The 25367-nt window shown below is 55.4% G+C and carries 26 protein-coding genes and 1 tRNA gene; 21 read left to right on the top strand and 6 right to left on the bottom strand.

The genetic code is table 11. The features are described 5' to 3' along the window. Positions 1-38: 38 nt before the first annotated feature. Positions 39-644, top strand: a complete 606-nt coding sequence (locus ACWFTY_RS13255) for a DUF6445 family protein (RefSeq protein WP_447524661.1) — start codon at positions 39-41, stop codon at positions 642-644. 140 nt (positions 645-784) lie between these two features. Next, complete coding sequence (locus tag ACWFTY_RS13250) at positions 785-1732, top strand: MBL fold metallo-hydrolase (protein WP_447524660.1); 948 nt, start codon at positions 785-787, stop codon at positions 1730-1732. Here ACWFTY_RS13250 and ACWFTY_RS13245 read toward each other — a convergent pair. Then, positions 1729-4083 carry a patatin-like protein gene (locus tag ACWFTY_RS13245; protein ID WP_447524659.1) on the bottom strand — a complete coding sequence of 785 codons (2355 nt, stop codon included), beginning with the start codon at positions 4081-4083 and terminating at the stop codon, positions 1729-1731. The genes ACWFTY_RS13250 and ACWFTY_RS13245 overlap by 4 nt on opposite strands. A 318-nt stretch (positions 4084-4401) precedes the next feature. Here ACWFTY_RS13245 and radA point away from each other — a divergent pair, with 318 nt between their 5' ends. From radA to ACWFTY_RS13225, 4 genes are read left to right on the top strand one after another with little or no spacing between them, the layout of a single operon-like run. Beyond that, positions 4402-5766, top strand: coding sequence for a DNA repair protein RadA (radA, locus tag ACWFTY_RS13240; protein WP_447524658.1), 1365 nt, complete (start codon positions 4402-4404; stop codon positions 5764-5766). Between the two features lie 9 nt (positions 5767-5775). After that, entirely contained in the window at positions 5776-6300 is a 525-nt protein-coding gene (locus tag ACWFTY_RS13235; protein WP_447524657.1) for a CvpA family protein, read from the top strand. Then, positions 6297-6737, top strand: a complete 441-nt coding sequence (locus ACWFTY_RS13230) for an iron-sulfur cluster assembly scaffold protein (RefSeq protein ID WP_447524656.1) — start codon at positions 6297-6299, stop codon at positions 6735-6737. Before ACWFTY_RS13235 ends, ACWFTY_RS13230 begins: the two co-directional genes overlap by 4 nt. 3 nt (positions 6738-6740) lie before the next feature. After that, positions 6741-8507 carry a monovalent cation:proton antiporter-2 (CPA2) family protein gene (locus ACWFTY_RS13225; protein ID WP_447524655.1) on the top strand — a complete coding sequence of 589 codons (1767 nt, stop codon included), beginning with the start codon at positions 6741-6743 and terminating at the stop codon, positions 8505-8507. A 21-nt stretch (positions 8508-8528) separates the two neighbouring features. Here ACWFTY_RS13225 and aroB read toward each other — a convergent pair whose 3' ends face one another. Both aroB and ACWFTY_RS13215 read right to left on the bottom strand, forming a co-directional pair. Further along, positions 8529-9629, bottom strand: coding sequence for a 3-dehydroquinate synthase (gene aroB, locus ACWFTY_RS13220; RefSeq protein WP_447524654.1), 1101 nt, complete (start codon positions 9627-9629; stop codon positions 8529-8531). Next, positions 9626-10201, bottom strand: a complete 576-nt coding sequence (locus ACWFTY_RS13215) for a shikimate kinase (RefSeq protein ID WP_447524653.1) — start codon at positions 10199-10201, stop codon at positions 9626-9628. Before ACWFTY_RS13215 ends, aroB begins: the two co-directional genes overlap by 4 nt. Positions 10202-10295: 94 nt before the next feature. Here ACWFTY_RS13215 and ACWFTY_RS13210 point away from each other — a divergent pair, with 94 nt between their 5' ends. From ACWFTY_RS13210 to ACWFTY_RS13190, 5 genes are all read left to right on the top strand, one after another. Next, entirely contained in the window at positions 10296-10430 is a 135-nt protein-coding gene (locus ACWFTY_RS13210) for a hypothetical protein (RefSeq protein ID WP_276308585.1), read from the top strand. A gap of 265 nt (positions 10431-10695) precedes the next feature. Further along, entirely contained in the window at positions 10696-12282 is a 1587-nt protein-coding gene (locus ACWFTY_RS13205) for a hypothetical protein (protein WP_447524652.1), read from the top strand. A gap of 39 nt (positions 12283-12321) precedes the next feature. Then, entirely contained in the window at positions 12322-13218 is an 897-nt protein-coding gene (locus ACWFTY_RS13200) for a tyrosine recombinase (protein WP_447524651.1), read from the top strand. 31 nt (positions 13219-13249) lie between these two features. Further along, a complete protein-coding gene (locus ACWFTY_RS13195; RefSeq protein ID WP_447524650.1) occupies positions 13250-14197 on the top strand; it encodes an acetyl-CoA carboxylase carboxyltransferase subunit alpha in 948 nt (315 codons plus the stop codon). 111 nt (positions 14198-14308) lie between these two features. Further along, a complete protein-coding gene (locus ACWFTY_RS13190; RefSeq protein WP_447524649.1) occupies positions 14309-15808 on the top strand; it encodes a M48 family metalloprotease in 1500 nt (499 codons plus the stop codon). 68 nt (positions 15809-15876) lie between these two features. On the opposite strand, the gene ACWFTY_RS13185 is transcribed toward ACWFTY_RS13190, so the two are convergent. Next, on the bottom strand, positions 15877-16041 hold the full coding sequence (locus ACWFTY_RS13185) for a Flp family type IVb pilin (protein ID WP_089131894.1): 165 nt from the start codon (positions 16039-16041) through the stop codon (positions 15877-15879). A 115-nt stretch (positions 16042-16156) separates the two neighbouring features. After that, a complete protein-coding gene (locus ACWFTY_RS13180; RefSeq protein ID WP_447524648.1) occupies positions 16157-16330 on the bottom strand; it encodes a Flp family type IVb pilin in 174 nt (57 codons plus the stop codon). A 92-nt stretch (positions 16331-16422) separates the two neighbouring features. Here ACWFTY_RS13180 and ACWFTY_RS13175 point away from each other — a divergent pair, with 92 nt between their 5' ends. Continuing rightward, positions 16423-16833, top strand: coding sequence for a (deoxy)nucleoside triphosphate pyrophosphohydrolase (locus ACWFTY_RS13175; protein ID WP_447524647.1), 411 nt, complete (start codon positions 16423-16425; stop codon positions 16831-16833). Between the two features lie 9 nt (positions 16834-16842). Here the strand turns inward: ACWFTY_RS13175 and ACWFTY_RS13170 are convergent, their stop codons facing one another. Beyond that, entirely contained in the window at positions 16843-17721 is an 879-nt protein-coding gene (locus tag ACWFTY_RS13170; protein ID WP_447524646.1) for a methyltransferase domain-containing protein, read from the bottom strand. A gap of 40 nt (positions 17722-17761) precedes the next feature. Between ACWFTY_RS13170 and ACWFTY_RS13165 the strand changes: the two genes are divergently transcribed. From ACWFTY_RS13165 to ACWFTY_RS13125, 9 genes are all read left to right on the top strand, one after another. Further along, on the top strand, positions 17762-18499 hold the full coding sequence (locus tag ACWFTY_RS13165) for a ComF family protein (RefSeq protein ID WP_447524645.1): 738 nt from the start codon (positions 17762-17764) through the stop codon (positions 18497-18499). Between the two features lie 78 nt (positions 18500-18577). Further along, the gene (grxC, locus tag ACWFTY_RS13160) at positions 18578-18835 is read left to right on the top strand and encodes a glutaredoxin 3 (RefSeq protein ID WP_447524644.1); all 258 of its coding nucleotides are present in this window, start codon (positions 18578-18580) and stop codon (positions 18833-18835) included. Positions 18836-18841: 6 nt separating this feature from the next. Next, positions 18842-19675 carry a carbon-nitrogen hydrolase family protein gene (locus ACWFTY_RS13155; protein WP_447524643.1) on the top strand — a complete coding sequence of 278 codons (834 nt, stop codon included), beginning with the start codon at positions 18842-18844 and terminating at the stop codon, positions 19673-19675. Further along, entirely contained in the window at positions 19672-20169 is a 498-nt protein-coding gene (locus ACWFTY_RS13150; protein WP_447524642.1) for a DUF1178 family protein, read from the top strand. Before ACWFTY_RS13155 ends, ACWFTY_RS13150 begins: the two co-directional genes overlap by 4 nt. 43 nt (positions 20170-20212) lie before the next feature. After that, a tRNA-Arg gene (locus ACWFTY_RS13145) sits at positions 20213-20289 on the top strand. Between the two features lie 244 nt (positions 20290-20533). Next, a complete protein-coding gene (locus ACWFTY_RS13140) occupies positions 20534-22405 on the top strand; it encodes a DUF294 nucleotidyltransferase-like domain-containing protein (protein ID WP_447524641.1) in 1872 nt (623 codons plus the stop codon). Next, entirely contained in the window at positions 22402-23094 is a 693-nt protein-coding gene (locus ACWFTY_RS13135; protein ID WP_447524640.1) for an exonuclease domain-containing protein, read from the top strand. The genes ACWFTY_RS13140 and ACWFTY_RS13135 overlap by 4 nt, the downstream gene beginning before the upstream one ends. 120 nt (positions 23095-23214) lie before the next feature. Next, the gene (locus ACWFTY_RS13130; protein WP_447524639.1) at positions 23215-23526 is read left to right on the top strand and encodes a DUF4212 domain-containing protein; all 312 of its coding nucleotides are present in this window, start codon (positions 23215-23217) and stop codon (positions 23524-23526) included. Positions 23527-23537: 11 nt separating this feature from the next. After that, the gene (locus ACWFTY_RS13125; protein WP_447524638.1) at positions 23538-25313 is read left to right on the top strand and encodes a sodium:solute symporter family protein; all 1776 of its coding nucleotides are present in this window, start codon (positions 23538-23540) and stop codon (positions 25311-25313) included. Positions 25314-25367 lie beyond the last annotated feature (54 nt).

The following is a 25367-nucleotide window of genomic DNA, read 5'->3' as shown; positions in this document are numbered from 1 at the left end:
GCGATGATTATCTTTCCGTATCGTCGGAGAGTTTTTTGATGCTGCCTTCGCTGCTCATCCTCGACAATTTTATCTCGGACCCGGTGGCGGCGCGCGACGCTGCATTGGCGCTCGATTATGATCCGCAAAACAAGCAAGGTAATTATCCGGGCCGTATCTCGACCAGACCGCTGGATATCCAGGGTCTGAACGAGCGGATTTCCGGCATGATCAACGCTCCGGTCAAGGCTGCACCGAATACCAGCCACTTGCATTGCCGTGTCACTCTGAAAGGCGATCAGGGGCGCAGTGGCGTGCACATTGATCCGGCCTTTTATTCAGGCATTCTTTATCTGTCGCTGCCTGAGCATTGCAAAGGCGGGACCGAGTTCTTCCGCCACAAGCGTACCGGGCTTGAGCGGGTGCCGACAGATATGCCGGGGATCACGAAAGCCGGCTATTCCGATATTAATGCGCTGATCGAGGATGTGGTCAACAAGGACACCAACCATCCGGCAAAATGGGCGAAGGTTATGACCGTGCCGATGCGTTTCAACCGGTTGATTCTGTTCAGTCCCTGGATGTTCCATAATAGTGGTGCCGCGTTCGGCAAAACGCGGCAGGATGGCCGGCTGGTCAACCTGATGTTTTTTGCCAAGGGATAGCGACTGGTGCGTATCAGTGATAAGTCGCAAGAATAAATTGTCACCCCAGCGAAGGCTGGGGCCTAAACCGATGGAATTGGGGTAAGCGATAGCTCCCTGAAACCACCGACCGGACGAGAAAAAAACAGGAGACCCTTCCCATGTCAAAACCGATATCCAGAACTTTCGCTGCCCTTTTGCTAGCGGCTTCTCCATTGCCCCTCTTCCCCGTCAGTCAGGCCCATGCCCAGGAAACCGACCGTTTCGCGAATGTCGAGATCGAGGCGGAACCACTGGCCGATGGAGTGGCTGTTCTCTTCGGGGCAGGCGGCAATATCGGTATTTCCTACGGGCCCGACGGAACCGTGCTGATCGACGACCAGTTTGCGCCACTGACGCCGAAAATCCAGGCTGCGATCGCTGACCTTGGTGCAGAGCCGGTCACATATCTGATCAACACACACTGGCACGGCGATCATAGCGGCGGAAACGAGAATTTCGGCAAGGCCGGTGCGCTGATCATGGCGCATGACCATGTCCGCGAACGGATGCTGGGCATCCAGAAGTCGGGACGGGGCAATGATCCGGCATCACCGGTCGAGGCCTTGCCGACGGTGACCTATCATGACGGGATCAAGCTTCACCTGAATGGCGACGAAGTGCAGGTCAGACATATGAAACATGGCCACACCGACGGCGACAGCATCATCTTCTGGAAAAAGGCTAATGTTGTTCATATGGGCGATCTGTTCTTCCACAAGATGAGTTTGCCCTTCATTGACCTGAACAGCGGCGGCAATGTGCGTGGCGTGCTGGCGGCGGCAGAAAAGGTGCTGACCATGGTGAATGACGACACCAAGATCATCCCCGGTCATGGACCAATGGCGACCAAGGCCGATCTGATCGCCTATCGCGATATGTTGAAAACGGTCATCGGCGCAGTCGAAAATGCACAGGGTGAAGGCAAGTCACTGGAAGCGGTGCAGGCGATGAAACCGGCGGCGCAATGGGACGTCAATCCCGATGCCTTCATCAAGGGCGATGCCTTTGTCGAGGCGGTCTACAAGAGCTTGCAAAAGCCGGATCACGCGGAAGGCCATGCCCACTAGCAGAGAGTCGCGGCCTCGATCTCCTCGCGCAAGGCGGCAATCAGCGGCTTGACCCTGGTCAGCCGGGGCTCCTCTTCATCGACGATCTTGCGGAAGATGGTTTTCTTGAATCCGAGGATCGTGTCATCGCCGGGGCGCTTGGACTCGGGCAGGGTGGAGAGCATGATATCGATCATCCGGTCGGCGCCGTGCAGGCGGCCCCAGAGATAATCATTCTCGCGGTAGCTGCGGCTGAAAAAGGCGCCGAAATTGTTGAATTCAATGCCTTTTAATGTCGCCGCCACGCCGCCTTTGCGGATCGTCTTGGCATCTTCGGGCGAAATGCGGTCGACCTTGATCGGGTCGAATTCGTCGAGCCCTTCGCCCTGCAGCAGCGGCAGGGTGGCGATGTCGTAGAAAGGGAAGCCGAGGAAAGCGAGCAGCATCGACCGCTTCTCCGCCTTGGGTATCACGGCCAGCGCCGCGGCCAGCTTGGCATCGACAATCGCGTCGGCCGAGGTCAGATCGCGGGCCTTGGCCAGCGCATCCAGCATGGCCCCGGGCTGCTCCTCTGCATGTTCGGCAAGGCTGACGAAATCATCGCCGAGATAGTCGATCGTCTCGCGCTCGATATAAAGCGAAAGGCAGTCATAGATGACATCATGCATACCCTCCATTACCTCGGCAGCGGCCGGATCGGCGCGGTCGAGATCCTCGGCAAGCTGCCGCGCCATAAAGCGCAGCCGCCGTACCCGGAAGCCCAGGTCGTGCTGCCGGAAGAACTCGGCTGCCGGCTTGGTCGGTCCGCCGCTCTTCTGCCCGACATTGTCGAGGCCGAGGCGGCGTATCTCCGTCCATAATGCGTTGCGCAAGCCGGGGTGATTATGTCCGTTGGGATCGGATTTGGCCCGCCGCACCGTATGCGCAATATCCTCGATCACCGTCGCCAGCTTGAGATGGCCATAGGCGCTGTAGGAAAACCCCGAAAGCTTGGCCGCCTTGTCGCGCGACTTGCGGCGCCAGGCGGCCACCCGTGCTGGCGTGGGCCGGTCGAGGAAGAAGGTGCGTCCGAACAGGCTCTCGACATGTTGCTCGACTTCGCCGCGCAAATTCTCGGTGATCAGCCGCATCTGGGTGATCCGGTTCGATCGTCCGGCAATGGCGTTGAGATTGTCGCGGATCGGCTGTTCGCGGGGAATATTCGAGATCGCTCCGAAAATCGTAGAAAAGAAACCGGGCAGCGCTTCATCGTCGGCTTCCTGTGCCGCTTGCAGGCGCTGCGTTGCCTTGTCGCTTTTCGCTACGTCGAGATCGGGGCGCGGGTCGATATAAACGAACCGTCGGTCGACTTCGCGTTTCGCCGGCCGGTTCTTCAAAGCCTCGATCGCTTGGGCAAAGGGTGCGTTTGCAAGGACCGAACCGTCGATCAGCACCGTATCCTCCGCTGTTCCGGCCCGAAACTGGTTGGGCAATATCCGCTTGAGAAAGGCCGAACGGCCCTCCCAGACATAGTCATGCTCGGCCAACAGCCCGTCCAGCTCCCGCACCGTGAAGGGTGGGAAAGCGCCCGGGAAACTGGCGGTGGCCCGGCCGGCAAAGGTCAGGGCCGCCGGATCGGCAATCGCGTCATCTCTCTTGCCTCGGGTCGAGAAACCGATGGTGATGCGATGCTCCATCTCGAGCGCTTCGGGCGGGCTGTGCAATTGCAGCTTTTCCGGATGGCCGACAAAATCGGTAACCGTGACGAACAGGTCGAGCGGCTGGCCCGGCGGCAACAGCCGCGGCCCGCGTTCCGTCGCCCGGACTGCTGCCAGCGCATCCCAGATCAGGCCGCTGAACACCTTGCCGCCGAAGGGCGGGGCAAACCAGCGCGCGCGGACAAAGCGCGAGAGTTTCATCTTGACCTCTTCGCGGGCTTCCTTGGATACGGTCTGCTCCACCGCACCGCCCTTGCGGCCCAGCGCCATCCAGGCAATCGGCTCGGCCCAGAATTTGGAGAAACGCGACAAAGGTCGCGCATCGGGATCGAGCAGCTTGTCGACATCGGCGGTATCAAGCCACAAGTCGGTCAGCGGATCGAGCGACTGGCCCGACAGGATCGCCTGCGACAGGAATATCCCGTTGATTCCGCCAGCGCTCGCTCCGGAAATAATGTCCGGCAAGATCCGGAGCCTCGTGCCGGTTTCCTGCTCCAGCCATTCCAATATGTCATAATAGATGCCGCGACTGCACTGGTCGACCCGCGCGCCATCGTGAAAATCCCGGCTTGCCTGCGCCAGCTTCCAGATTTCCTTGGTGATGCCGTGCATATAAATGGCCAGACTTACGCCGCCATAGCAGATCAAGGCCAGTCTGAGTTCTTTCTGCCGCATGGCTTTTAACTACAGGATGGCGGGGAGGGCGCAACCTGTAATGCGTTGCTTAGTAATTGTGGAGCGAAGTCGTTCGATACGCCTCTCGCTTTTCCATTTCAAACTCGCTTTCCTACACCAGCACCTCTCTGCTAAACCAGAGCCATGAACCGGCATCACCCTGATCACACGAGCAAGAGCGATCTTGCTCGTGTCTTCGCGCGCGCCCTCTCAACCTGGAATCATTTTCTCATTTAGGGGGTGTGACCCGTGTGACCCTGTTGTAATTTTTGATGTAAAACCACTGGCGTTCCTTATTTGTTCTGGTAGATAAACCGCATGGCCAAACCGAAGAAAAAATATGTCTGTCAGAATTGCGGCTCGATCGCGCATCGCTGGGAAGGGCAGTGCGGTGATTGTGGCGAGTGGAATACGCTCGTGGAGGAAGCGGGCGAAACGGTGTTTGCTTCCAAGCATAATCTGCAGACCGGCGGACGCGAAGTGCGTCTGGTCGGGCTGGATAGCGAGATCGCGCTGCCGGACCGCAAAAAGACCGGCATCGCCGAATTTGATCGCGCCGTCGGTGGCGGGCTGGTGGCCGGATCGGCGACGCTCATGGGCGGCGATCCGGGAATCGGGAAATCGACATTGTTGCTGCAAGTTTCTGCGCGCTTGGCCGAGGCGGGGCTTTCGGTGGCCTATATTTCCGGCGAGGAAGCGGCGGATCAGGTACGTTTGCGGGCGAGGCGTCTGGGGCTGGGCAAGGCACCGGTTAAACTGGCATCTGCAACTTCTGTCCGCGATATTCTCACGACATTGGGCCGCGATGCGCCGGATTTTGTCGTGATCGATTCGATCCAGACCATGCACAGCGATCTGATCGAAGGCGCGCCGGGGACCGTGAGCCAGGTGCGCGCCTCGGCGCAGGAAATCATCAAGTTTGCCAAGGAACATGGCACGATGGTCATGCTCGTCGGCCATGTCACCAAGGATGGCAATATCGCTGGTCCGCGCGTGCTCGAACATATGGTCGACACCGTGATGAGTTTCGAGGGCGAGCGCAGCCATCAATATCGCATCCTTCGCGCGATCAAGAACCGCTTCGGCGGGACTGACGAAATCGGTGTTTTTGCGATGGAAGAGAAAGGCCTCACCGAAGTGGCCAATCCATCCGCCCTGTTCCTGACCGATCGCAGCGAGGAAGTCACCGGAGCGACCGTCTTCCCGGCGATGGAAGGCACACGGCCGGTACTGGTTGAGATTCAGGCGCTGACGGTCCGGCTGGCGAGCGGCGCAACCCCTCGGCGTTCCGTTGTCGGATGGGACAGTTCGCGGCTGGCGATGATCCTCGCGGTTCTGGAGGCGCGCTGCGGGCTGAGCTTCTCCGGTGCTGAAGTCTATCTCAATGTTGCGGGTGGCTATCGTCTCACCGATCCCGCCGCCGATCTGGCGGTAGCGGCGGCGTTGATCTCCGCCCATGCCGAACGTCCGATGCCCAGCGATGCCGTGATATTCGGCGAAATTGCGCTGTCCGGAGAGATTCGACCGGTCTCGCGCACGCCGCTTCGCCTGAAAGAAGCATCGAAGCTCGGATTTGACCGCGCGCTGATACCGGCGTCGGGCGAAAAAAGCAGCGATAGTATGAAGAAGCTGCAATTTGCCAAACTCGCCAATCTCGTTGACCATATGCTCGAGCGTGACTAGCTAGAGCCGATGACCGGTCTCGACATATTTGTACTGATTTTAATGGGCGGGGCTGCGGTCCTCGGTTTCCTCAGGGGATTCGTTCAGGAAGCGCTGTCGCTCTTCGTCTGGATATTGGTAGTGGTCGGCGTCCGGATGCTGCACACGCCGATTTACGAGCGGCTGATCAGTCCGGTGGGCAGCGAGAGCGGTGCCTCTGTGCTGGCTTTCGCATCGATTGTCATTGTCACTTATGCGCTGGGTCGCTGGGTCGCCCGAGCCATAGGCAGTAAATCGCGGAAATCCGTTCTCGGTCCCATCGATCGCGTGCTCGGCTTCGGCTTTGGCATGATCAAGGGGCTGATCGGTGCCACCTTGCTCTATTTGCTGGTGGTTCTGGTTTATGACACCATCTATGGGGCGGACGAACCGCGGCCGGAATGGCTCGCTGAATCCCGCACCTATCCGCTGCTTAACGCGAGCGGAAAATCGATGGTCGATTTCGTTGAGGAACAGCGGAAATCGAGCGATGAGCCGACGGTAGCGGATCAATGAGCGGGGCGCTTTACACGCGCGAGATTTTGCGTCTTGCGGTCTCTATCCCGCATCAGCAAAGGCTGGAGAAGCCGGATGGCACCGCAGAACTGCGATCCAAAACATGCGGCAGCAAGGTCGCGGCAGACGTGATGGTTACCGATAGCGGTAGCCTAAAGGATCTGGGCTTTGAAATTAGCGCCTGCGCACTGGGACAGGCATCCGCTGCCATATTGGGCGCGCAAGCCATCGGCAAGTCGGCCAGTGATATCGGTGCCGTCCGAACCAATCTGGCAGCATTTCTGACCGGCTCAGGCGAGTCGCCGGGAGAATGGCCGGATATGGACAAGTTGGCAGCCGCCCGGGAGCACAAGGGTCGCCATGCCGCGATATTACTTCCCTATGACGCAGTGATCGCTGCATTTGCAGACGCTGCTGCCAAGCAAGAGGCAGTCTGATCCATGGAACCTGAAACCCATATGGCCGACCTGCTGTTGGGCGGTTTTGTCATGCTCGGCGCTGCCTTGGTCATGGTGCTGATCTTCCGGCGCTTCGGCATCGGCGCGGTGCTTGGCTATCTGATCGCCGGCGTATTGATCGGCCCGCACGGCTTTCAGTTGATCAGCAACGCCGGCACGATCCTGGAGTTTTCCGAAATCGGAATCATACTCCTGCTTTTCATCGTCGGACTGGAACTGGCACCGGCGCGACTCATGCGCTTGCGTCAGGCTATCTTCGGGCTCGGAATGAGCCAGGTCGTGTTGTGCGGAATAGCGCTGTTCCTGCTAATCATGGCCACAACTAACTTCACCCTTGCCGCATCCATCGCGATTGGCTTGCCACTGGCGCTCTCCTCGACGGCGCAGGTGCTTCCGATGCTGCAATCGTCCGGTAGACTGAATACGCCAACGGGAGAGAAGGCTTTCTCGATCCTCCTGTTTCAGGACCTGTCGATCATCCCGCTTCTCACCATCATCGCGGCATTATCGCGAGCACCACAGGACGAGGGCGGGCCGTCAGGATGGCTAACCGCGCTTTACGCAATATTGGCTATCGGCGGGCTGATTCTGGCCGGCAAATATCTGTTGCAGCCGTTGCTGAAGGTGATCGGCAGGATTGCCGAACGCGAATTGTTCATTGTCGCCGGTCTTGTGGCTGTATTCGGCGGTGCTGCGCTGATGGAATTCATCGGTCTGTCACCAGCTCTGGGTGCCTTTATCGCCGGTGTTATGCTGGCCAATTCTCCCTATCGCCACGAGCTGGAAGCCGACATCGATCCCTTTCGCTCTTTATTGCTCGGTTTCTTCTTTCTCGCGGTCGGCATGATGCTGGACGTCAATGTTGTAATGGAAAATCCCGGCTTTATCGTGGGCGCAGCCATCGCGTTGGTAACGGTCAAGATCGCGATTATTTTCGGACTGGGCAAGCTGTTCGGGATGGATACCAACCCGGCTCTGGCGATGGGCATGCTGCTCAGCCAGGGCGGGGAATTCGGCTTTGTGCTGTTTTCCGAGGCCGAAAAAGCGCTGTTGATCGAGCCGGAAGCGAGTAGCCTTTTCGGTGCGATCATCACGATTTCCATGGCAACCACTCCGTTTCTGATGCTGCTGGCGCGGCGCTTCAGCAACGGCGGAAGCAAGTCCTCGACCAATCTTGAAGACCCCGGCAACGCCGATCGTGCTTCGGTCATCGTTGTCGGACAGGGACGGTTTGGACAGACCGTATCGCAAATGCTGATGGCGGCAAAAATCCCGCTGACACTGATTGATATTAAACCCGACCAGATTGATGTTCACCAGCAATTCGGGGCGAAAGTCTTTTATGGCGACGGCACCCGTGTCGATCTCTTGCGCCGCGCCGGAGCGCATGAAGCGGATGCTATTGTTTTCTGCATGGACGATCCGGACTTTGGTCCCGAACAAGCGCGCGCGATCGTTCAATCCTTTCCGGAAACCAAGATGTTCGTCAGGGTATATGACCGCCGCCAGCTGATCGCACTTAAGGGGCTCGGCATTGTCGGGATGAAGCGCGAAATGTTTGAATCGGCGATCCATCTCGCACGCCAGACGATGTTCGCGATCGATCTGGACAGCAGCCTGATCGAAGACGTCGATGACGAATTCCGTCAGCGCGATTGCGACCGGCTGGAAGCGCAAATGAAGTCCGGTGGTGACATGCTCGCCGGTGCGGAACTCAGGTTCGAGAATAACTCCGGCAAGAAAGTCTGATCTGCATATTGGCAGATCTGCTTAGGTCGACTCGTCCAGAAATGCGGCAACGTCTTCCAGATCGACGTCCTGCGCCAGAAAGGACTGGCCGATGCCGTTGGCAAGCAGGAAGGGCAGGGTGCCGCCGCTCATTTTCTTGTCGTGCATCATATGATCGACCAGACGCTGGCCAGAAGCCTGAACCGAAGCGGTTGCCAAATCATGGGGCAGGTTAACCGACTGCAGATGTGATCGGACGCGTTCGGCATCCGTCGCATCGCAATGGCCGCGGCGCACCGAATATCCGAATGCCAAGGCCATGCCGGCAGCGACCGCTTCACCGTGGACCAGCTTGTTTGAGAAGCCGGTTTCCGCCTCGAGCGCGTGGCCAAATGTGTGACCGAGATTGAGCAATGCACGTCGCCCACTGAGCTCTTTCTCGTCTTCTCCAACGATCAGGGCTTTGGCGCGCACGCTGTGGATGATCGCTTTGCTGAGGGCTTCAGGGTCGCGGTTCAGGACCTTGCTGCCATTGGCTTCGCACCATGCGAAGAAACTGGCGTCGCTGATCAATCCATATTTGATCACCTCGGCATAGCCGGCGCGCAATTCCCGGTCCGGCAGGCTGTTCAGCACGAGCGGATCGATCAGCACAAAGCGGGGCTGGTTGAAACTGCCGATCAGATTCTTGCCGGCAGAACTGTTGATCGCCGTCTTGCCGCCGACGCTGCTGTCTACCTGTGCGAGCAGGCTGGTGGGTATCTGGACGAATCCGCAGCCGCGCTTGACAATTGCTGCCGCAAACCCGGTCAGATCACCGACGACGCCGCCACCCAGCGCCACTAGCGTGTCGGAACGCTCGATTCCTTGGGCCAGCAACCAGTCCGTGACCAGTTCGAGCTGGCTCCAGCTTTTGCTCGACTCTCCCGCAGGGAGGATTTTGACGATCAAATCGATCCCGCATCCGGCAAAGGCTTGCTGCAATTTTGGCAGCAAATGCGCCTCCACATTCTCGTCTGTCAGAATGAAAAGCCGGCGATTGCTGGCGAATTGCTGCAAATGGGTCATTGCCTGTTCCAGGGCGCCTGGTTCAACCAATATGGGATAACTATGTTCGTCGAGTTCGACTGTGATCTGGGTCAACGCTGTAATGCCTCGATTATCTTTTCAACGGTAATTTCATGCGGCGAATCGTTGCCCATGACATGAATATGCGCGGTGGCATAAACGGGATTGCGGGTCGCTGCCAGATCGGCCAGTATCTTTGCCGGATCACCGGATTTCAGCAATGGTCTGGTGTTGCGCCGGGCGACACGTTTCACCAACGTCTCCAGATCGGCATCCAGCCAGATCGAGATGGCCTTTTCAAGGATTAGCGCTCGCGTTTCCTCGTTCATGAATGCGCCGCCGCCCGTCGCGATAATCTGGCGTTCCCCTTCGATCAGCCGCGCTATCACGCGCCGTTCTCCGTCGCGGAAATAGTCCTCGCCAAAACGACTGAAGATTTCTTCGACGGTCAGACCAGCCGCCTGCTCGATCTCCTCGTCGGCGTCGACAAAGCCAAGGCCCAGCCGTTTTGCCAGGCGCCGGCCAACCGTAGTTTTGCCCACTCCCATCAATCCGACGAGAACAATCGATTGTTCAGGCACGAAATCTGGTGTTTCACCGGAATTTCCGTCTGATTTGTCGAAAGAGGCTTTTATGTTTTTGTCCATTGGGGCAAAGGCTATACAAGGGTTGGCTAAGGGTGCAAATTCCAATGCTGACTAAGCTAGTTTTTTTAACCGTTTGGAAGATTGAGTCACATTGATGCCGCGTCAGTTGGTTTTTCTAATTTTGTTTGTCGCAATCCTGATTGGTGCGGCGCTTGCCTTGGCCTCGATGGATGTCGAACAGCCACTGCAGCCGGTTGAAAAGCCGGTAATTGGTGACGATCTGCAATAAGATGCTTATGCGTATCAAGCATATATCTTTAGCCGCTGTCAGCCTCGGCGCGCTTTTTGTGGCGATTCCGGTCCTTGGACGGAATTCTCCGGAATCTCTACTGCCACCCGGATTTGGGGAACCCGCTCCGGCGCCTAGGCCTGCGCCCGCACCTGTTCCAACTCCTGCTCCTGGTCCGGTTTCAGCACGGCCAGTCACTCCGCAGGCAAGCGATCCATCAAGCGACGCTGTTGAAGAGCGGAGTACCGCGGAAACCAACCCGGATATGCCGCTGTTGAAGCTGGATGAAAACGGAGAACTCGATCTCAACGCGCTAGATGAAGCACTCCAGCCGCAATATACTTTATCTGCAGGCGAACGTCGGTCGATGGTGGAAATCGGCGTTTTGACGCCGCAACATGATGGCCTGCCAAATGATGCTTTCGGCAAAGAGGGCGGTCAGTATCTCACCAATTTGATCAGAAACCTGAACGGCCCCATCATTTCCCGTTGGGGTTCGATACTGCTCCGCCGCACTTTGCTCAGCAAGGTTGTCAGTCCCGAAAATGTAAATCCGGCGGATTGGGCTGCCGAACGTGCCTGGCGCTTGTTGCTCATGGGCGAAGCCGATGCTGCTCGTTCGCTGGTTTTGAAAGTGGATGGCGGGAATTATACACCGCGACTTTATGAAGTCGCGATGCAGGCGCACCTCGCAACTGCCGATCCGGCGGGAATTTGTCCCCTTGTCGATGGTGGCGCGCAAGTTAGCGATGCACCGACATGGATCATGTTCCGGCCGATATGCGCATCTCTTACCGGTGAACAAAGCCGGGCGACCAGCCTGTTGCAGCAGGCGAGGCGCGACAAGGTAGCCACCGGCATTGATTATTTGCTGGCAGAAAAGACGATTGGAGCCGGTTTCGAAGGCCGAAGGGCTGTTTCCATCCTTTGGGATGATATTGAATATTTCAATAACTGGCGTTTTGGTTTGGGTGCAGCGACCGGGGTCGAACCGCCGGATCGTCTATATGCCCAAGCCGGTCGCCATGTGCAGGGTTGGCGCGCTCGCGCTCCCATGCTTTCGATCGACTCACGCATGAAAGCGGCTGATATCGCAGCCGCGATCGGCGTGATGTCGAGCCAGGCGATGGTCGACCTGTATGCCGCTGCATATGATGATCCCGAGACAGGCGATGACCGGAAGGCGCTGGCTTCGGTATTGCGTCAGGCTTATACCAACGACACAGCGGAATCCCGGCTGGCTGCAATGCGCGATCTGTGGGGGCGGTCCAACGGCGCGCTAACCCGATATTCGGCCAAGATATTGACCGCTCGTGCCGCGGCGAAAATCCCTCCGTCAACCGCACTTGGTGATGAGAGTGCAGATTTAATCGCTTCCATGCTTTCCGCCGGTCTTGACCGCAGCGCCATTAGATGGGCTGATATTGTCGATCAGGGTAGTGACGGTTGGGCGTTATTGGCGGTGGCTTCCCCGACCAATGTTGTTCCCGTCTCCTATGACGCGCTGGACGATTTTGGCGGAAATGATAGCAGTGATGAGCAGCTGCGCAGCAAATTTTTGCTGGCTGCGGTCGCCGGTCTGGGGAAAGCTGACCAACAGACGATCGATGATTTCGCAAATGATTTGGACCTAGACTTGGGTCGCAGCACAAAGTGGACGAGGGCAATCCAGTCTGCTGCTCGACGCGGCCAGTCAGGAACCGTGGCGTTGCTCGCCGCTGTCGGTATGCAAGGCAGAAACTGGAAGGCGATGTCGCCTCTGCATCTGTTTCACATCATGCAAAGCTTGAAACGGGTAGGTCTCGAGCCAGAAGCGCGTATGATTGCAGCCGAAGCCTTGACGCGGACATAGGCCTTGCATCGACCGCTATGAGGTCTATTCGTGCATATTATGAGCGATGATGCCAATCTGATCGAACGTTTTCTGGAAATGCTCGTCGCGGAAGCCGGTGCATCTCAGCATACTTTGTCGGCTTACCGAACCGATTTGGAACAAGCGTCGGTAATTACCGGTGGACGATTGTCCAGCGCCGATAGCGAGATGATCGGAAAATTGCCGTCTCACTGGCGCAAGCTACAAAATAGCACGGTAGCGCGAAAATCGTCCAGCTTGAGACGCTTTTTTGGCTTTCTCGTGGAAGAAGGCTTTCGGGAGAATGATCCTTCGGATGCTCTGCCAAGGCCCGGACTGGTTCGATCATTGCCGAAGACCCTGTCTCACGCGGAAATCGCGCTTCTGTTCCAGTTGATCGCCGAGGGGTTGGGGCGTGAACCGGTCAAATCTTCAGTGGTAAGGCTTTCTGCGATAATGGAACTGCTTTACGGTTCCGGGCTCAGGGCGAGTGAACTTGTCGGTTTGCAGCGTTCATCAATTACCGGCGACAAGCCCTATTTGATCATCAAGGGAAAGGGAGAAAAGGAACGACTGGTCCCGATTTCTCAACAGGCTCGCAGTGCTGTCCGACGGTGGGCCGAATTTATTGGTCCGCAGGAAAAATGGCTCTTCCCCTCGCGAACCGGTCACATCAGCCGCATCAGATTGTTCCAGATCATCAAGGAACATGCTGCCAGTGCAGGGATCGACTCGGCAAAAATCAGTCCGCATGTCTTGCGACATGCCTTCGCGACCCATTTGCTTGAAGGCGGTGCAGACTTGCGGGCCTTGCAAATGCTGCTCGGGCATAGCGATATCAGCACCACGCAAATCTATACGCATATCGACAGCGCCCGCCTGGTCGAACTCGTGAATAATCGTCATCCATTGAACCAACTGGATCTCGCGCGTTGACGTTTAGCTTGTCCGGTTCTAACTCGTTTTTATGACATCTTATCTTGATTTTGAAAAACCGATTGCCGCTCTGGAAGCCCGTATTCTGGAACTCAGGGATACGGCCGATGAAGGCTCTCTCGATATCGAAGCGGAAATCGAGAAACTGCAGGTCAAATCAGCCAAAATGTTGAGCGACACTTACGGGAAATTGTCGCCGTGGCAAAAAACGCAGGTCGCCCGTCATCCGGAGCGTCCGCATTTTAAGGATTTCATCGCTGGCTTGTTCGACGAGTTTATCCCACTGGGGGGTGATCGGAGCTTTGGCGATGATCAGGCCATTATTGGCGGTTTTGCGAAGCTCGGAGATCGTCGATTGGTCGTCATTGGCCATGAAAAAGGTGACGATACGGAAAGTCGCTTGCGCCATAATTTCGGAATGGGCAAGCCTGAAGGATATCGCAAGGCCATCCGCCTTATGGACATGGCCGACCGGTTTTCGCTGCCAGTTTTGACACTGGTTGATACGTCCGGCGCATTTCCAGGCGTATCGGCAGAAGAACGAGGGCAGGCTGAGGCAATCGCCCGTTCGACTGAAAAATGCCTTTCGCTCGGTGTTCCGATGGTGGCGATAATTGTCGGCGAAGGCGGATCGGGCGGCGCTGTGGCATTGGCCGCTGCAGAACGCGTGTTAATGTTTGAACATGCTGTCTATTCGGTTATTTCTCCCGAAGGCTGCGCATCGATTCTGTGGCGCACGGGTGACAAGGCCGATGTCGCTGCAGATGCCATGCAGATTACGGCCCAAAATCTCAAGAAGCTGGGCGTCATTGAACGGATAATCCAGGAGCCTGTGGGGGGCGCGCATCGCGATCCGGCTTTGGCTATCGCATCCTTGGGCAAGGCGATAGTAGAAGAGTTTGAACAACTCGAGAAACTTGATCGCGAAGAGCTGAGGCGATTGCGTCGAGAAAAATTTCTGGAAATTGGAGCGCTTTAGACGCGTAAATGTAGATTCTACGTCGGCCAAAGCTGCTGAAACGTCATTTTACATGCGGAACTCTTTACCGAATGATCAGTTCTTATACACTGCGACCATGAGGAGCTTGATATGAGACAATTTTCAACAAAACTGATGAGTGCCGCGGGAGTTATTGCCTTGGTGGCGTGCACCGGCAGTGGAGCCGACGCCGGTGCCGTGAATTCTGCAGGAAGTCAGGCTGGTGAAGCCCGCTCGATATCAGCGGCTGAAAAACAGAAAGGCGCGGAAGCCCATCCGCAATTGCTGGAGGAATTCGGCGGTGCATATACCGGCCCACAGGTAGCCTATGTCGTCGGTGTGGGGCAGAATATTGCCGTACAATCAGGCCTTGGCAACGCCCGCAGTGACTTTACCGTGACTTTGCTGAACAGTCCCGTGAATAACGCTTTCGCTATTCCGGGGGGATATGTTTATCTCACCCGCCAGTTGATGGCGTTGATGAACGATGAAGCGGAGATGGCTGGTGTTCTCGGTCATGAAGTTGGCCATGTTGCCGCGCGGCATAGTGAAAAGCGCCAGAAGGCGGCTACGCGCAATAGCATTTTGGGGATCTTGGGCCAAATCGGCTCTCAGGTTTTGTTGGGGGATTCTTCTCTTGGACGGATTGGTCAGGAAATTTTTGGAACCGGGAGCCAGTTGCTGACGCTGAAATATTCTCGCAAACAGGAATATGAAGCCGACGATCTGGGTATTCGTTATCTGGCTTCGGCGGGATATGATCCCCAGGCGCTTTCATCCATGCTATATTCGCTCGCGGCGCAATCTGCGATTGATGTACGGGCGGCGGGCCGCGACGCCCGTAGCGCACCCGAATGGGCCAGCACACACCCCGACCCTGCGCGCAGGGTGTCGCGGGCAGCAACCAATGCGAGCAAGCTGACCAGAACCGGCGGCGTCCGCAATCGCGATCAGTTCCTGCAAAATCTGGACGGTATCCTGTACGGCGATGATCCCAAACAGGGGGTGATCGAGGGCAACAGCTTTCTGCATCGTGATCTGAAGCTGAAGTTCACCGTCCCTAACGGTTTCTCGATGCAAAATGGCGCGCGTGCCGTGTCTATCACGGGCTCTGGCGCGCAGGGGCAGTTTACCACCGGCGCTTATAACGGGAATATGGCAACATATATCGATGCCGCCTTCAAGGGGCTGGCGGGTGAAGGCAAAACCATATCCTATGGCAATATCGAAAGAACAACGGTCAACGGGCTGCCTGCATCTTACGCGATAGCACGGGTAGACAGTAGCAATGGTCCTGTTGATGTGACTGTTTTCGCTTATGAATTTTCAAAAAGTAACGCGTTTCATTTCGCTACAATAGCCCCGGCAGGGAGCGCCAATGTTTTCTCGCCTATGTATCAGAGCATTAGCAGGCTTTCGGCAACAGAAGCAGCCGCGATCAAATCTCGTAAAGTCGATGTCGTAACGGTGAAGAGCGGAGATACGATTTCCAGTCTTTCGTCGCGCATGGCCTACAGCAACTATCAGCAGGACCGGTTTCTGGTGCTGAACCGGTTGAGCGCTAATGACGGGCTACGGGCCGGTCAAAAAGTGAAAATCATCACTTATTGATTCATTCAGGCACAAAAAAAGACGGCAGCCGTAAGGCTGCCGTCCTCTTAACTTGCATAATCCGAAGATTAGCCAGCCATTGAATTGTCTACTTCAGAGAAGGTGTTGCTGAGGGTGTTACCCAGCTGACCCATTGCAACGATAGCTGCAACAGCGATCAGAGCAGCAATAAGGCCGTATTCAATAGCCGTTGCGCCTTCTTCATTCTTGAACATTTTACGTACGAATTTCATGTCTGGTCTCCTAGATTTGACAAACTTCACTTACCCAATTGGATCCAATTTACATCCAATGTTCAATAACCTAGACTAGAAACCTTACCAAAACATTTAACTGTGATAGCGCTATTTATGAAACTTCGGTAACCTGATTGGAAACGTCATCCCACATGCCGACAGTTTTATTGGCCACACCGGCAATCGCCACAAGCACTGTGAGTGCAATGAGAGCCAGTATCAAACCATATTCAACAGCCGTTGCGCCCTTGTCAGAGAGATATAATTTTTTCAAAAGATCAATCATGTCTCTCTCAACGCGGATAAAGTTCTGCTAAGTCGTGAACATGACTTGTTTCACAGAAAGGGATTAATAAAATCCTTACATCGCGCAAAAACATGGAAAAAAATCCGACATATCTGTTTGTCGTCGCTGCTGCTCTAGTCGATCAGAATGGCAGAATTCTGGTGCAAAAGCGGCCTGAAGGCAAGCCTATGGCTGGCCTCTGGGAGTTCCCTGGAGGAAAGGTTGAGGCAGGGGAGACGCCGGAAGCAGCATTGGTTCGCGAATTAAATGAAGAGTTGGAAATTGATGTTGACGAGGCGGATATCGAGCCAGTTGCTTTTGCCAGCGAAGCAATCGGGAGCAAGCATCTGGTCCTGCTCCTTTATATATGTCGCAAATGGAGAGGTCCTGTTATCAGCACGGATTCACTGGACCTCCAGTGGTTGCCGGTCGATGCACTTCAAGAACTTCCGATGCCACCGGCCGACGGCCCTTTGGTTCAAAAGCTGTCGTGTAGCCTATAGTGAGCCCGTCTAATTACGCGGTTCGTCCTCACCATTGGCCGACAGCGTCGTAGCGAGGGATATCTGTCCACTCCCCCGGCGCGCAGGTTTCGGCTGGTCGGGATGAGGAGCCCACGCGCAAAGATAGGTAATGGTGACGCTTTCCCGAAATTTGCCGTCGGCCCTTGCTCGAGCGTCGAATAGCATTTGAATGATACGATAGATATCCCGCTTTATCGAGGAGAGGCCGCCGGTCATGATATTGCTACCCCCCACGTCTCTGATGTCTGAAATCAACCGCTGGAGGCTTGAATATCTTAGATTCAAGTTGTCGCTGTCAGCCACTGGCAACGTCAAGCCAGCGCGTGTCATAAGATCGCCAGCCGTCCGCACATCGATCTGCGGATGAATATGCGCAGAAACACGGTCTCCCTCGGCTTCCATGATGACTGATTTGAGCGACGGGAAGCTTTCAGCGCTGACCAGAGCGGCCAGCAGCAATCCGTCGGGAATCAATATCCTGCGACATAAAACCAGTGCGCCCGGCAGGTCGTTGATGGTGTCGAGCGAGCCTATATTGATTATCAGATCGAAGCTGTGATCGGCGAACGGCAGCCGGTCATCATCACATAACACACCGCCGAGGGCCTGAACCATTCGAGGGCCGGAATCAGCGATAACGACGGTCATACCGCGAGTTTCAAGCTCGCTACGGAGCCTGTGTGCCGGTAAACCGAGTATCAGCGCCCGTCGAAATGTGCGTTTCACGACATCCAGTCGTTCCAGGATCTCCTCGACCATGATCTGAGAGAGGAAATCCTCACCATTGGCGCGCCCATAGGCTCGGTCACGGACAAGCCGTCGTCTTTTGCGGTCGAAAACTTCGGGAACATTGACTGTATCGGTCATAAGGTCTTGTGGCTTTAGGGGCGCTGGACAAAAAGATCAAATGACCTTGCCAGCTATCTTCAAGCCCCTGACCGATTTTGCTTTGCCGCCGAGATGTCCCATATGTGGCGTTACAGTAGAGATGGACAATCGCTTTTGCCTGTCTTGCTGGCAGCAGCTGGATTTTCTGGCAAAGCCCTGGTGTGCTGGCTGCGGCTTGCCCTTTGCCTTTGATCGTCCGACCGATAGTCTTTGTGCCAAATGTCTTGCAGAGCGGTCAATCCACGATGGGGTGAGGGCAGTGGTGCGCTATGATGATCAGAGTTCGTTGATCGCGATGCGTCTGAAATATGGCACTCGTTTGGGGCTCGCCAGATTAATCGCTGAACATTTGCAAAAATTCGTTCCGGAATGTGCAGACAAAACGATCATCGTGGCGGTGCCGCTTCATCGATGGCGGCTTTGGAGCCGTGGCTTCAATCAGTCGGTTCTAATTGGCAGAGAGCTGGCCCAAAGAACTGGCATCAAAATGGATTATCGCGCGATTATCCGTAGCAAGGTAACCCCGCCGTTGCGAGGAATGTCCGGAAAGCAGCGACGGAAAACTGTTGCTTCAGCGTTCGCACTTCGTGCTGGTGCCCGATCGCGTCTCGCCGGGAGATTGGTTTTGTTGGTCGACGATGTCTACACAAGCGGCTCGACCAGCAATGCCTGCGCGCACCTTCTTAAAAAAGCGGGGGCCGAACAAGTGCTCGTTTTCTGCTGGGCACGGGTTATAAGCGACATCGAAAATGGCTAGTGTCTTGAAGTGATAGCGATTGCTTGAAAATCTGCTGCTAACCGCCCATTTGAATGGTGATGGCTGAAAGAGTGAAATATGTCGAAAGTTGAAATATACACAAAATTTACCTGTGGCTTCTGCTTCCGGGCAAAAGCTTTGCTAGAAGGCAAAAATGTCAGTTTCGAGGAAACGGACATTTCCATGGGCGGTAAGAAACGCGAGGAGATGATCCAGCGCTCCGGGGGAAGAATGACGGTACCGCAGATATTCATTGATGACCGCCATATCGGCGGTTCGGATGATCTCGCTGCCCTGGACCGGTCGGGCGAACTCGACGCGCTTCTGGCGGGCTGATTCGATTTGAAAATCGCGCTGGCCCAAATGAGCAGCGGCATTGTTCCGGAGGAAAATGCCAACCAGCTCTGTTCGCTCATAGCTGAAGCTGCCGCGGGCGGGGCGACAATGATTTTCACCCCCGAGATGAGCGGGCTGCTCGATCGGGACCGTTCACGGGCGGCAACAGCGATCCGCAGTGAACCGGATGATGTCGTTCTGTCGGCAGTCCGGTCTGAAGCGGAAAAGGCCGGGATATGGGTTCAGCTTGGCTCTCTGGCAATCAGGGATCTCGGAGATCCTGGCGCAAAATGGAAAAACCGGTCCTATCTGATCAACCCTCAGGGTGACATTACCGCGCGCTACGATAAGATTCATCTGTTTGACGTCGATCTGGGGCCCGATGAATCGCAGCGGGAATCCTCAGCCTATGCAGGCGGCCATAATGCAGTGGTGGCGCCGGTCCCTGAAGCAACGCTCGGCTTGTCAATTTGCTATGATCTTCGTTTTCCAGCGCTTTACGAAGCCCTGACCAATGCTGGCGCCGACATATTGTCGGTTCCGGCGGCATTTACCGTTCCCACCGGAAAGGTCCATTGGGAGATATTGCTACGGGCTCGCGCAATCGAGGCTGGTGCCTTTGTTGTCGCGGCGGCGCAATATGGCAGACATGAAGACGGCCGTGCTACTTATGGCCACTCGATGGTAGTCGATCCCTGGGGCGAAATCTTGCTCGACATGGGAGACGGGGCAGGACTGGGCTTTTGCGATCTGGATATGGCAAAGGTACAAGAGGTGCGTTCGCGCGTTCCTGCTGTCGCCAATCGCAAGAGCTTTGAAATGCCGGTAAAAACCTCGTGATAATTTTTGACTTGATCTGCACCGATGGCGAGCATCGATTCGAGGGCTGGTTTGGATCGTCAAATGACTATGCAGATCAACAGCATCGTGGATTGCTGGACTGCCCGGTTTGCGGCAGCGCCAATATTGCCAAGGCCGTTATGGCCCCGAACCTGGGGAGAAAAGGCAATCAGCAACCCGTCGTATCCAGAACAGTGGACGATCGGCCCGAACCCCCGACTGTGGCAAAGCCGGTCATCAACAAGGTGGCCGTGCCGGCGGAATATCAGGAAATGATCGGTAAATTGGTCAAGGCACAAGAAAAGATGCTGGCCAATTCCGAATGGGTTGGCGATAAATTTGCTGATCGGGCGCGCGACATCCACTATGGCGATGCGGACGAAAAGCCGATTCATGGCACGGCATCAAAAGAAGAAGTCGCAGATTTGGCGGAAGAGGGCATCGCAGCGCTTCCTCTGCCTTTACCGGTTTTACCGCCCGAATCGAAAAATTGACTGTGGCATGCGCCCGCCGATGGGGCTAAACCCGTCCTACTACGCGCCCGTAGCTCAGTCGGATAGAGCATCAGATTCCTAATCTGGGGGCCACAGGTTCGAATCCTGTCGGGCGCACCAATTATTCATATTTTTTCTATTATCGCGCCGATTTACTCTCGTTCGGTCAATCGCAGTCATCGCCTCCAAGCGGACGAGTTCGCGAAATTGAAAGGAAATGTCTGCGCCCTTTGCGGCTATTCGTCGGAACAACTCAATGTCTGGTTAGGGCGCAAACGCGAATATGGTGCTGGTTTGTTGATGTTGGTCATAGCTTTAGCCGATGGCTTCTCTCTGCTATGCAATGTCGCGCAAGGAGGTTTCCGTGGAAATTGATGAGGTCATTTCTTTTCTAGAACGACATGCGCCCTTTGATGGTCTGTCGGCGGATATAATCGCTTCGCTCGCCCGCAAAATCGAAATTCGCTATTTCCCGCGCGGAACCGTGATTATCGAGGCAGGCATAGAAAATCTGGCATTGAGTATCGTGCGGTCCGGCGCGGTTGAACTGCGATTGGGTGGCACCGAACTTAATCACCGGTTGGGCGAAGGCGGTGTCTTCGGTTATCCATCGCTTCTGCATCATGAAGTCACCCGCAACAAGGTGATCGCGCTGGAAGATTGCCTGATCTATCAACTTCCCAAAACAGATTTTCTCAAGTTGCTGGAACAGCATGCGGCATTGAAGTGTTTCTTTGCCAAAGATGAAGCTGAACGGCTGCGCCGGGCGGTGGAAGGTCTGCGCCAATCTGAAAATGGTTACGGCGATGCGGCGATGATCGCGGTGAAACTGAAAACCCTGCTGCGCCGCAAACAAGTGGTGACTGCCCGTCCTGACGACACGATCCGTGATGCGGCTAAGCTGATGACCCAGGCTGATGTTTCGACTTTGCCCATTACCGATCAGGGCAGGCTGACGGGTATATTGACCGACAAGGATCTGCGCCGCCGGGTATTGGGTGAGGAGGTTTCTCCGGATGGGACGGTTTCCAGTGTGATGACTCCGGATCCGATAACCATGTCTCTGGACGATGATTTGCTGTCCGCGATGCTGGTTATGTCCCAGAAGAATATCCACCATTTCCCGATCGTTGACGACGCCAACCGGATTGTCGGTGTGATCAGTGCCAGCGACTTGCTCAATCGATTCGGTATGAATGCCCTGCAGGTGGTGGCGGAGATCAAGGCAGCCCCCGATGCGGCGACGGTCGCCATAGCGGCGCAGCGCGTGGGTGCGGTCCTGACCAATATGATCGAGTCCGGGGTCGATGCTGATCATACCGCGCGCTTTGTTTCCAATATCGGAGAGACTACCCATCGCCAGTTGCTCAAATTGGCGCAAGAACAATTGGGGCCGCCTCCGGTTCCCTACGCTCTCGTTGTCTTCGGATCGCTCGCCCGGCAGGAACAGGCTGGCGGATCAGATCAGGACAATGGTTTCATTCTTGATGACAGCTATGACCCCGCCAAGCACGCGACCTATTTCGAACAGCTCGCCACATTATTATGCGATGGACTGAACAGCGCGGGCTATGTCTATTGCCCTGGCGATATTATGGCGACCAACGAGAAATGGCGGCAACCGCTGGCCGTCTGGAAAGCGCGCTATCGGGACTGGATCGACAAACCTGATCCCGAAAATGTCCTGAACACGACGATTTTCTTCGACATGCGATGCGTCGCTGGTGACGAGGATCTCGTCGATGCCCTCCGTACCCGGATTTTTGAATGGAGCAGCGCCAACAGAATTTTTCTGTCTTTCATCGCCCGGGCAGCTTCGAGCACAAAGGTTCCGTTGGGATTCTTCCGTAATTTCCTTCTGCAACATGATGAAAAGGAAGGGGAGGTGCTTGACCTGAAGCATCAGGCGATAACGCCTGTGGTCGACATCGCCCGCGTCTATGCGCTCGCGCTTGGACTGGCAGAGGTGAACAGCAAAGAACGTCTGAAAATGGCAGTCGAACGGAAATGTCTGAGTGAGGAGGCGGCCTCCGACCTCATTGACTGCTTCGAATTTATCCGCAGCGTCCGCTTCCGTCATCAGTCCGATCAGGTCAAACGCGGAGAGGGCCCCACCAATAACCTTCCACCCAAGTCACTGTCCCGGTTCGAGCGGGAGCATCTGAAAGATGCTTTCCGCATAATCCGTAATCATATGGACATTATCAGCCGCAAATATGCCGGCGGGATCCAGTGAAACTGGATTGGCAGAACTGGTTCCATAAAAGGCGCTTTGCGCAGGATTGGGAGCGCGCAAAAAAGGCTGCCATATCCACACCGCTGGAAGCTTATTATGATGTCTTGTTGCCAGAGCAAGTGTCGCTTGATGACACGCCCCTGGTCGCGCTTGATTTTGAAAGTGACGGGCTGGAGAAAGACGCTCAGTTGCTGGAGGCCGGCTGGGTGCGCATCATTGACCGGGCGGTAAAACTGGAAACGGCACAGAAACTCCGCATTCGGGCAGATAACCGACTACAGGAATCATCTGTAGTCATTCACCGCATTACCGATGATGCGGCAGCAGACGGGCAACTGGAGCCAGCAGTTCTGGCCTTGCTGCTGGATGAGCTGAAGGGGTCTGCGATTGTTGCGCACGCGGCGGCGATTGAACAGTCATTTCTGAACACCGTCTGTTTGCGGAGTTTTGGCGTTCCCTTTGTCGGGCGGTTTATTTGTACCATGCAACTTGAGGAACGATGGTTCCCAAAGCAGCGGACGGCAGATGGTCTGCGTCTCGGCAAATTACGCTCACAATATGGCCTCCCTGCATATCGCGCGCATGATGGTCTGACCGATGCGATTGCTTGCGGTGAATTGTTTCTGGCCCAATGCGCGCGCCGCAAAGTCGAAAATCTGTTGCTTAAAGACGTTCTTATGAAGGGCTAGGCTTTCTTCGCGCGCCTATTAGACGAAAGTCTCTCTATCAAATTTCTCCATCCTCTTTAGCCTTGCAGGAGAATGGTCAGAAACCGGCCATGACGTGAAAAAGAATAGGGGAGGATAAGCATGACGGACAAAGACATATCCATTCCGGAGCCGAAGGGTAATCCGGAATCGGACGGCGAAGCCAATGCAAATGAAAAGGCCTATTGGTCGGAAAATATCAGGCTGCTTTGCACATTAATGACGGTATGGTTCGTCGTGTCATTTGGCGCAGGCATCCTGTTCCGTGATTTCCTCGATCAGTTTTCGCTGGGCGGATATCCTCTGGGCTTCTGGTTTGCCCAACAGGGTTCCATCTACGTCTTCGTCCTTCTCATTTTCTACTACACTTGGAAAATGAAGAAGATCGAACGCAAATATGATCTTGATGATTGAGGGAGGTTGACATGGATACACAAACATTAATCTATCTTTTCGTCGGTCTCTCCTTCTCCCTCTATATCGGCATTGCGATATGGACGCGGGCCGGATCGACCAAGGAATTCTATATTGCCGGCGGCGGGGTGCACCCGATCGTCAATGGTATGGCAACGGCGGCTGACTGGATGTCGGCGGCCAGCTTTATCTCGATGGCGGGTATCATCGCCTTTTCCGGCTATGATGGCTCGGTCTACCTGATGGGCTGGACAGGCGGCTATGTGGTGCTGGCATTATTGCTGGCGCCCTATCTGCGCAAATTTGGACAATTTACGGTGCCCGATTTTATCGGCACGCGCTATTATTCAAAAACTGCGCGTGTGGTTGCGGTGATCTGTCTGATCTTTATCAGCTTCACTTATATTGCCGGACAAATGCGTGGCGTGGGTATTGTTTTCTCCCGCTTCCTCGACGTACCGATTACGCTCGGCGTGATTATAGGCATGGGTATTGTGTTCTTTTATGCCGTGCTCGGCGGGATGAAAGGTGTCACCTATACGCAAGTCGCACAATATTGCGTGCTGATCTTTGCTTATATGGTGCCGGCGTTTTTCATCAGCTTTCTGGTGACCGGTAATCCGATACCTCAATTGGGGCTGGGATCGACGGTCAACGACGGCTCGGGGTTATACGTACTGCAGAAACTGGATCTGGTGCTTCAGGACATGGGCTTTGGCGCCTATACTGACGGCTCAAAATCGATGATCGACGTATTCTGTATCACGGCTGCGTTGATGGTCGGTACGGCCGGATTGCCGCATGTGATCGTGAGGTTCTTCACCGTGCCCAAGGCATCAGATGCTCGTAAGTCGGCGGGTTGGGCACTGATCTTCATTGCGCTGCTTTATACCACGGCCCCTGCGATTGGCGCGTTTGCGCGGATCAACTTCATCGAAACGGTTGACCAGACCGAATATGCAGAAGCGCCGGAATGGTTCAAGAACTGGGAAGCCAATGACCTGATCGCCTGGACCGATAAAAATGGCGATGGCAAGATGGAATACCGCGCGGGTGACGCCTTTGCCGGCAGCCCCGAGTTTACCGGTCAAACCGGCAAAAGCGGAGAACGATTGATTGCCAATACAATCAATGTCGAAAGCGAGAATGAGGTCTATGTTGATAAAGACATCATGGTGCTCGCCAATCCGGAAATTGCAAATCTTCCCGGTTGGGTGATAGCTTTGGTGGCCGCTGGTGGCTTGGCGGCAGCGCTATCGACGGCGGCGGGCTTGCTGCTGGTGATTTCATCGTCGATCAGTCATGACTTGCTGAAACAGACCTTCCGTCCGCAAATTACAGAAAAAGGGGAGTTGATGGCGGCACGTCTTGCGGCAACAGCGGCGATCGTGGTGGCGGGTTACCTCGGCATCTATCCTCCGGGATGGGTGGCGCAGGTTGTGGCCTTTGCCTTCGGTCTTGCGGCGGCATCGCTATTCCCGGCCATTTTCATGGGTATCTTCTGGAAATCCATGAACAAGGAAGGCGCGATTGCAGGCATGGTAAGCGGACTGGTATTTACCTTCAGCTACATTGCCTATTTCAAGCTGGTCGCGCCGGAGGCCAATGTAGCAGCGAACTGGCTGTTCGGTATCTCTCCCGAGGGGATTGGTGTGGTTGGCATGGTCATCAATTTCGCTATCGCAATTGCAGTATCCAGAATGACCGCCTCGCCGCCGGTGGAGGTACTCAAGATGATCGATTCGATCCGCGTACCACGCGGAGCTGGAGATGCGGCGGTGCATTAGACTCTTCCAATCCTAAGAAAAAAGGGCGGCGCTTGGCGTTGCCCTTTTTTTTTG

Source organism: Parasphingorhabdus sp. NYA22 (genome assembly GCF_976973735.1).
This window is presented reverse-complemented; position numbering and strand designations above follow the sequence as displayed.

Bases quoted from the DNA above. Each gene is read 5' to 3' on its own strand.
- ACWFTY_RS13255 (WP_447524661.1), top strand. From the start codon at position 39: ATGCTGCCTTCGCTGCTCATCCTCGACAATTTTATCTCGGACCCGGTG.
- ACWFTY_RS13250 (WP_447524660.1), top strand. From the start codon at position 785: ATGTCAAAACCGATATCCAGAACTTTCGCTGCCCTTTTGCTAGCGGCT.
- ACWFTY_RS13245 (WP_447524659.1), bottom strand. From the start codon at position 4,083: ATGCGGCAGAAAGAACTCAGACTGGCCTTGATCTGCTATGGCGGCGTA.
- radA (WP_447524658.1), top strand. From the start codon at position 4,402: ATGGCCAAACCGAAGAAAAAATATGTCTGTCAGAATTGCGGCTCGATC.
- ACWFTY_RS13235 (WP_447524657.1), top strand. From the start codon at position 5,776: ATGACCGGTCTCGACATATTTGTACTGATTTTAATGGGCGGGGCTGCG.
- ACWFTY_RS13230 (WP_447524656.1), top strand. From the start codon at position 6,297: ATGAGCGGGGCGCTTTACACGCGCGAGATTTTGCGTCTTGCGGTCTCT.
- ACWFTY_RS13225 (WP_447524655.1), top strand. From the start codon at position 6,741: ATGGAACCTGAAACCCATATGGCCGACCTGCTGTTGGGCGGTTTTGTC.
- ACWFTY_RS13215 (WP_447524653.1), bottom strand. From the start codon at position 10,201: ATGGACAAAAACATAAAAGCCTCTTTCGACAAATCAGACGGAAATTCC.
- ACWFTY_RS13210 (WP_276308585.1), top strand. From the start codon at position 10,296: ATGCCGCGTCAGTTGGTTTTTCTAATTTTGTTTGTCGCAATCCTGATT.
- ACWFTY_RS13205 (WP_447524652.1), top strand. From the start codon at position 10,696: ATGCCGCTGTTGAAGCTGGATGAAAACGGAGAACTCGATCTCAACGCG.
- ACWFTY_RS13200 (WP_447524651.1), top strand. From the start codon at position 12,322: ATGAGCGATGATGCCAATCTGATCGAACGTTTTCTGGAAATGCTCGTC.
- ACWFTY_RS13195 (WP_447524650.1), top strand. From the start codon at position 13,250: ATGACATCTTATCTTGATTTTGAAAAACCGATTGCCGCTCTGGAAGCC.
- ACWFTY_RS13190 (WP_447524649.1), top strand. From the start codon at position 14,309: ATGAGACAATTTTCAACAAAACTGATGAGTGCCGCGGGAGTTATTGCC.
- ACWFTY_RS13185 (WP_089131894.1), bottom strand. From the start codon at position 16,041: ATGAAATTCGTACGTAAAATGTTCAAGAATGAAGAAGGCGCAACGGCT.
- ACWFTY_RS13180 (WP_447524648.1), bottom strand. From the start codon at position 16,330: ATGATTGATCTTTTGAAAAAATTATATCTCTCTGACAAGGGCGCAACG.
- ACWFTY_RS13175 (WP_447524647.1), top strand. From the start codon at position 16,423: ATGGAAAAAAATCCGACATATCTGTTTGTCGTCGCTGCTGCTCTAGTC.
- ACWFTY_RS13170 (WP_447524646.1), bottom strand. From the start codon at position 17,721: ATGACCGATACAGTCAATGTTCCCGAAGTTTTCGACCGCAAAAGACGA.
- ACWFTY_RS13165 (WP_447524645.1), top strand. From the start codon at position 17,762: ATGACCTTGCCAGCTATCTTCAAGCCCCTGACCGATTTTGCTTTGCCG.
- grxC (WP_447524644.1), top strand. From the start codon at position 18,578: ATGTCGAAAGTTGAAATATACACAAAATTTACCTGTGGCTTCTGCTTC.
- ACWFTY_RS13130 (WP_447524639.1), top strand. From the start codon at position 23,215: ATGACGGACAAAGACATATCCATTCCGGAGCCGAAGGGTAATCCGGAA.
- ACWFTY_RS13125 (WP_447524638.1), top strand. From the start codon at position 23,538: ATGGATACACAAACATTAATCTATCTTTTCGTCGGTCTCTCCTTCTCC.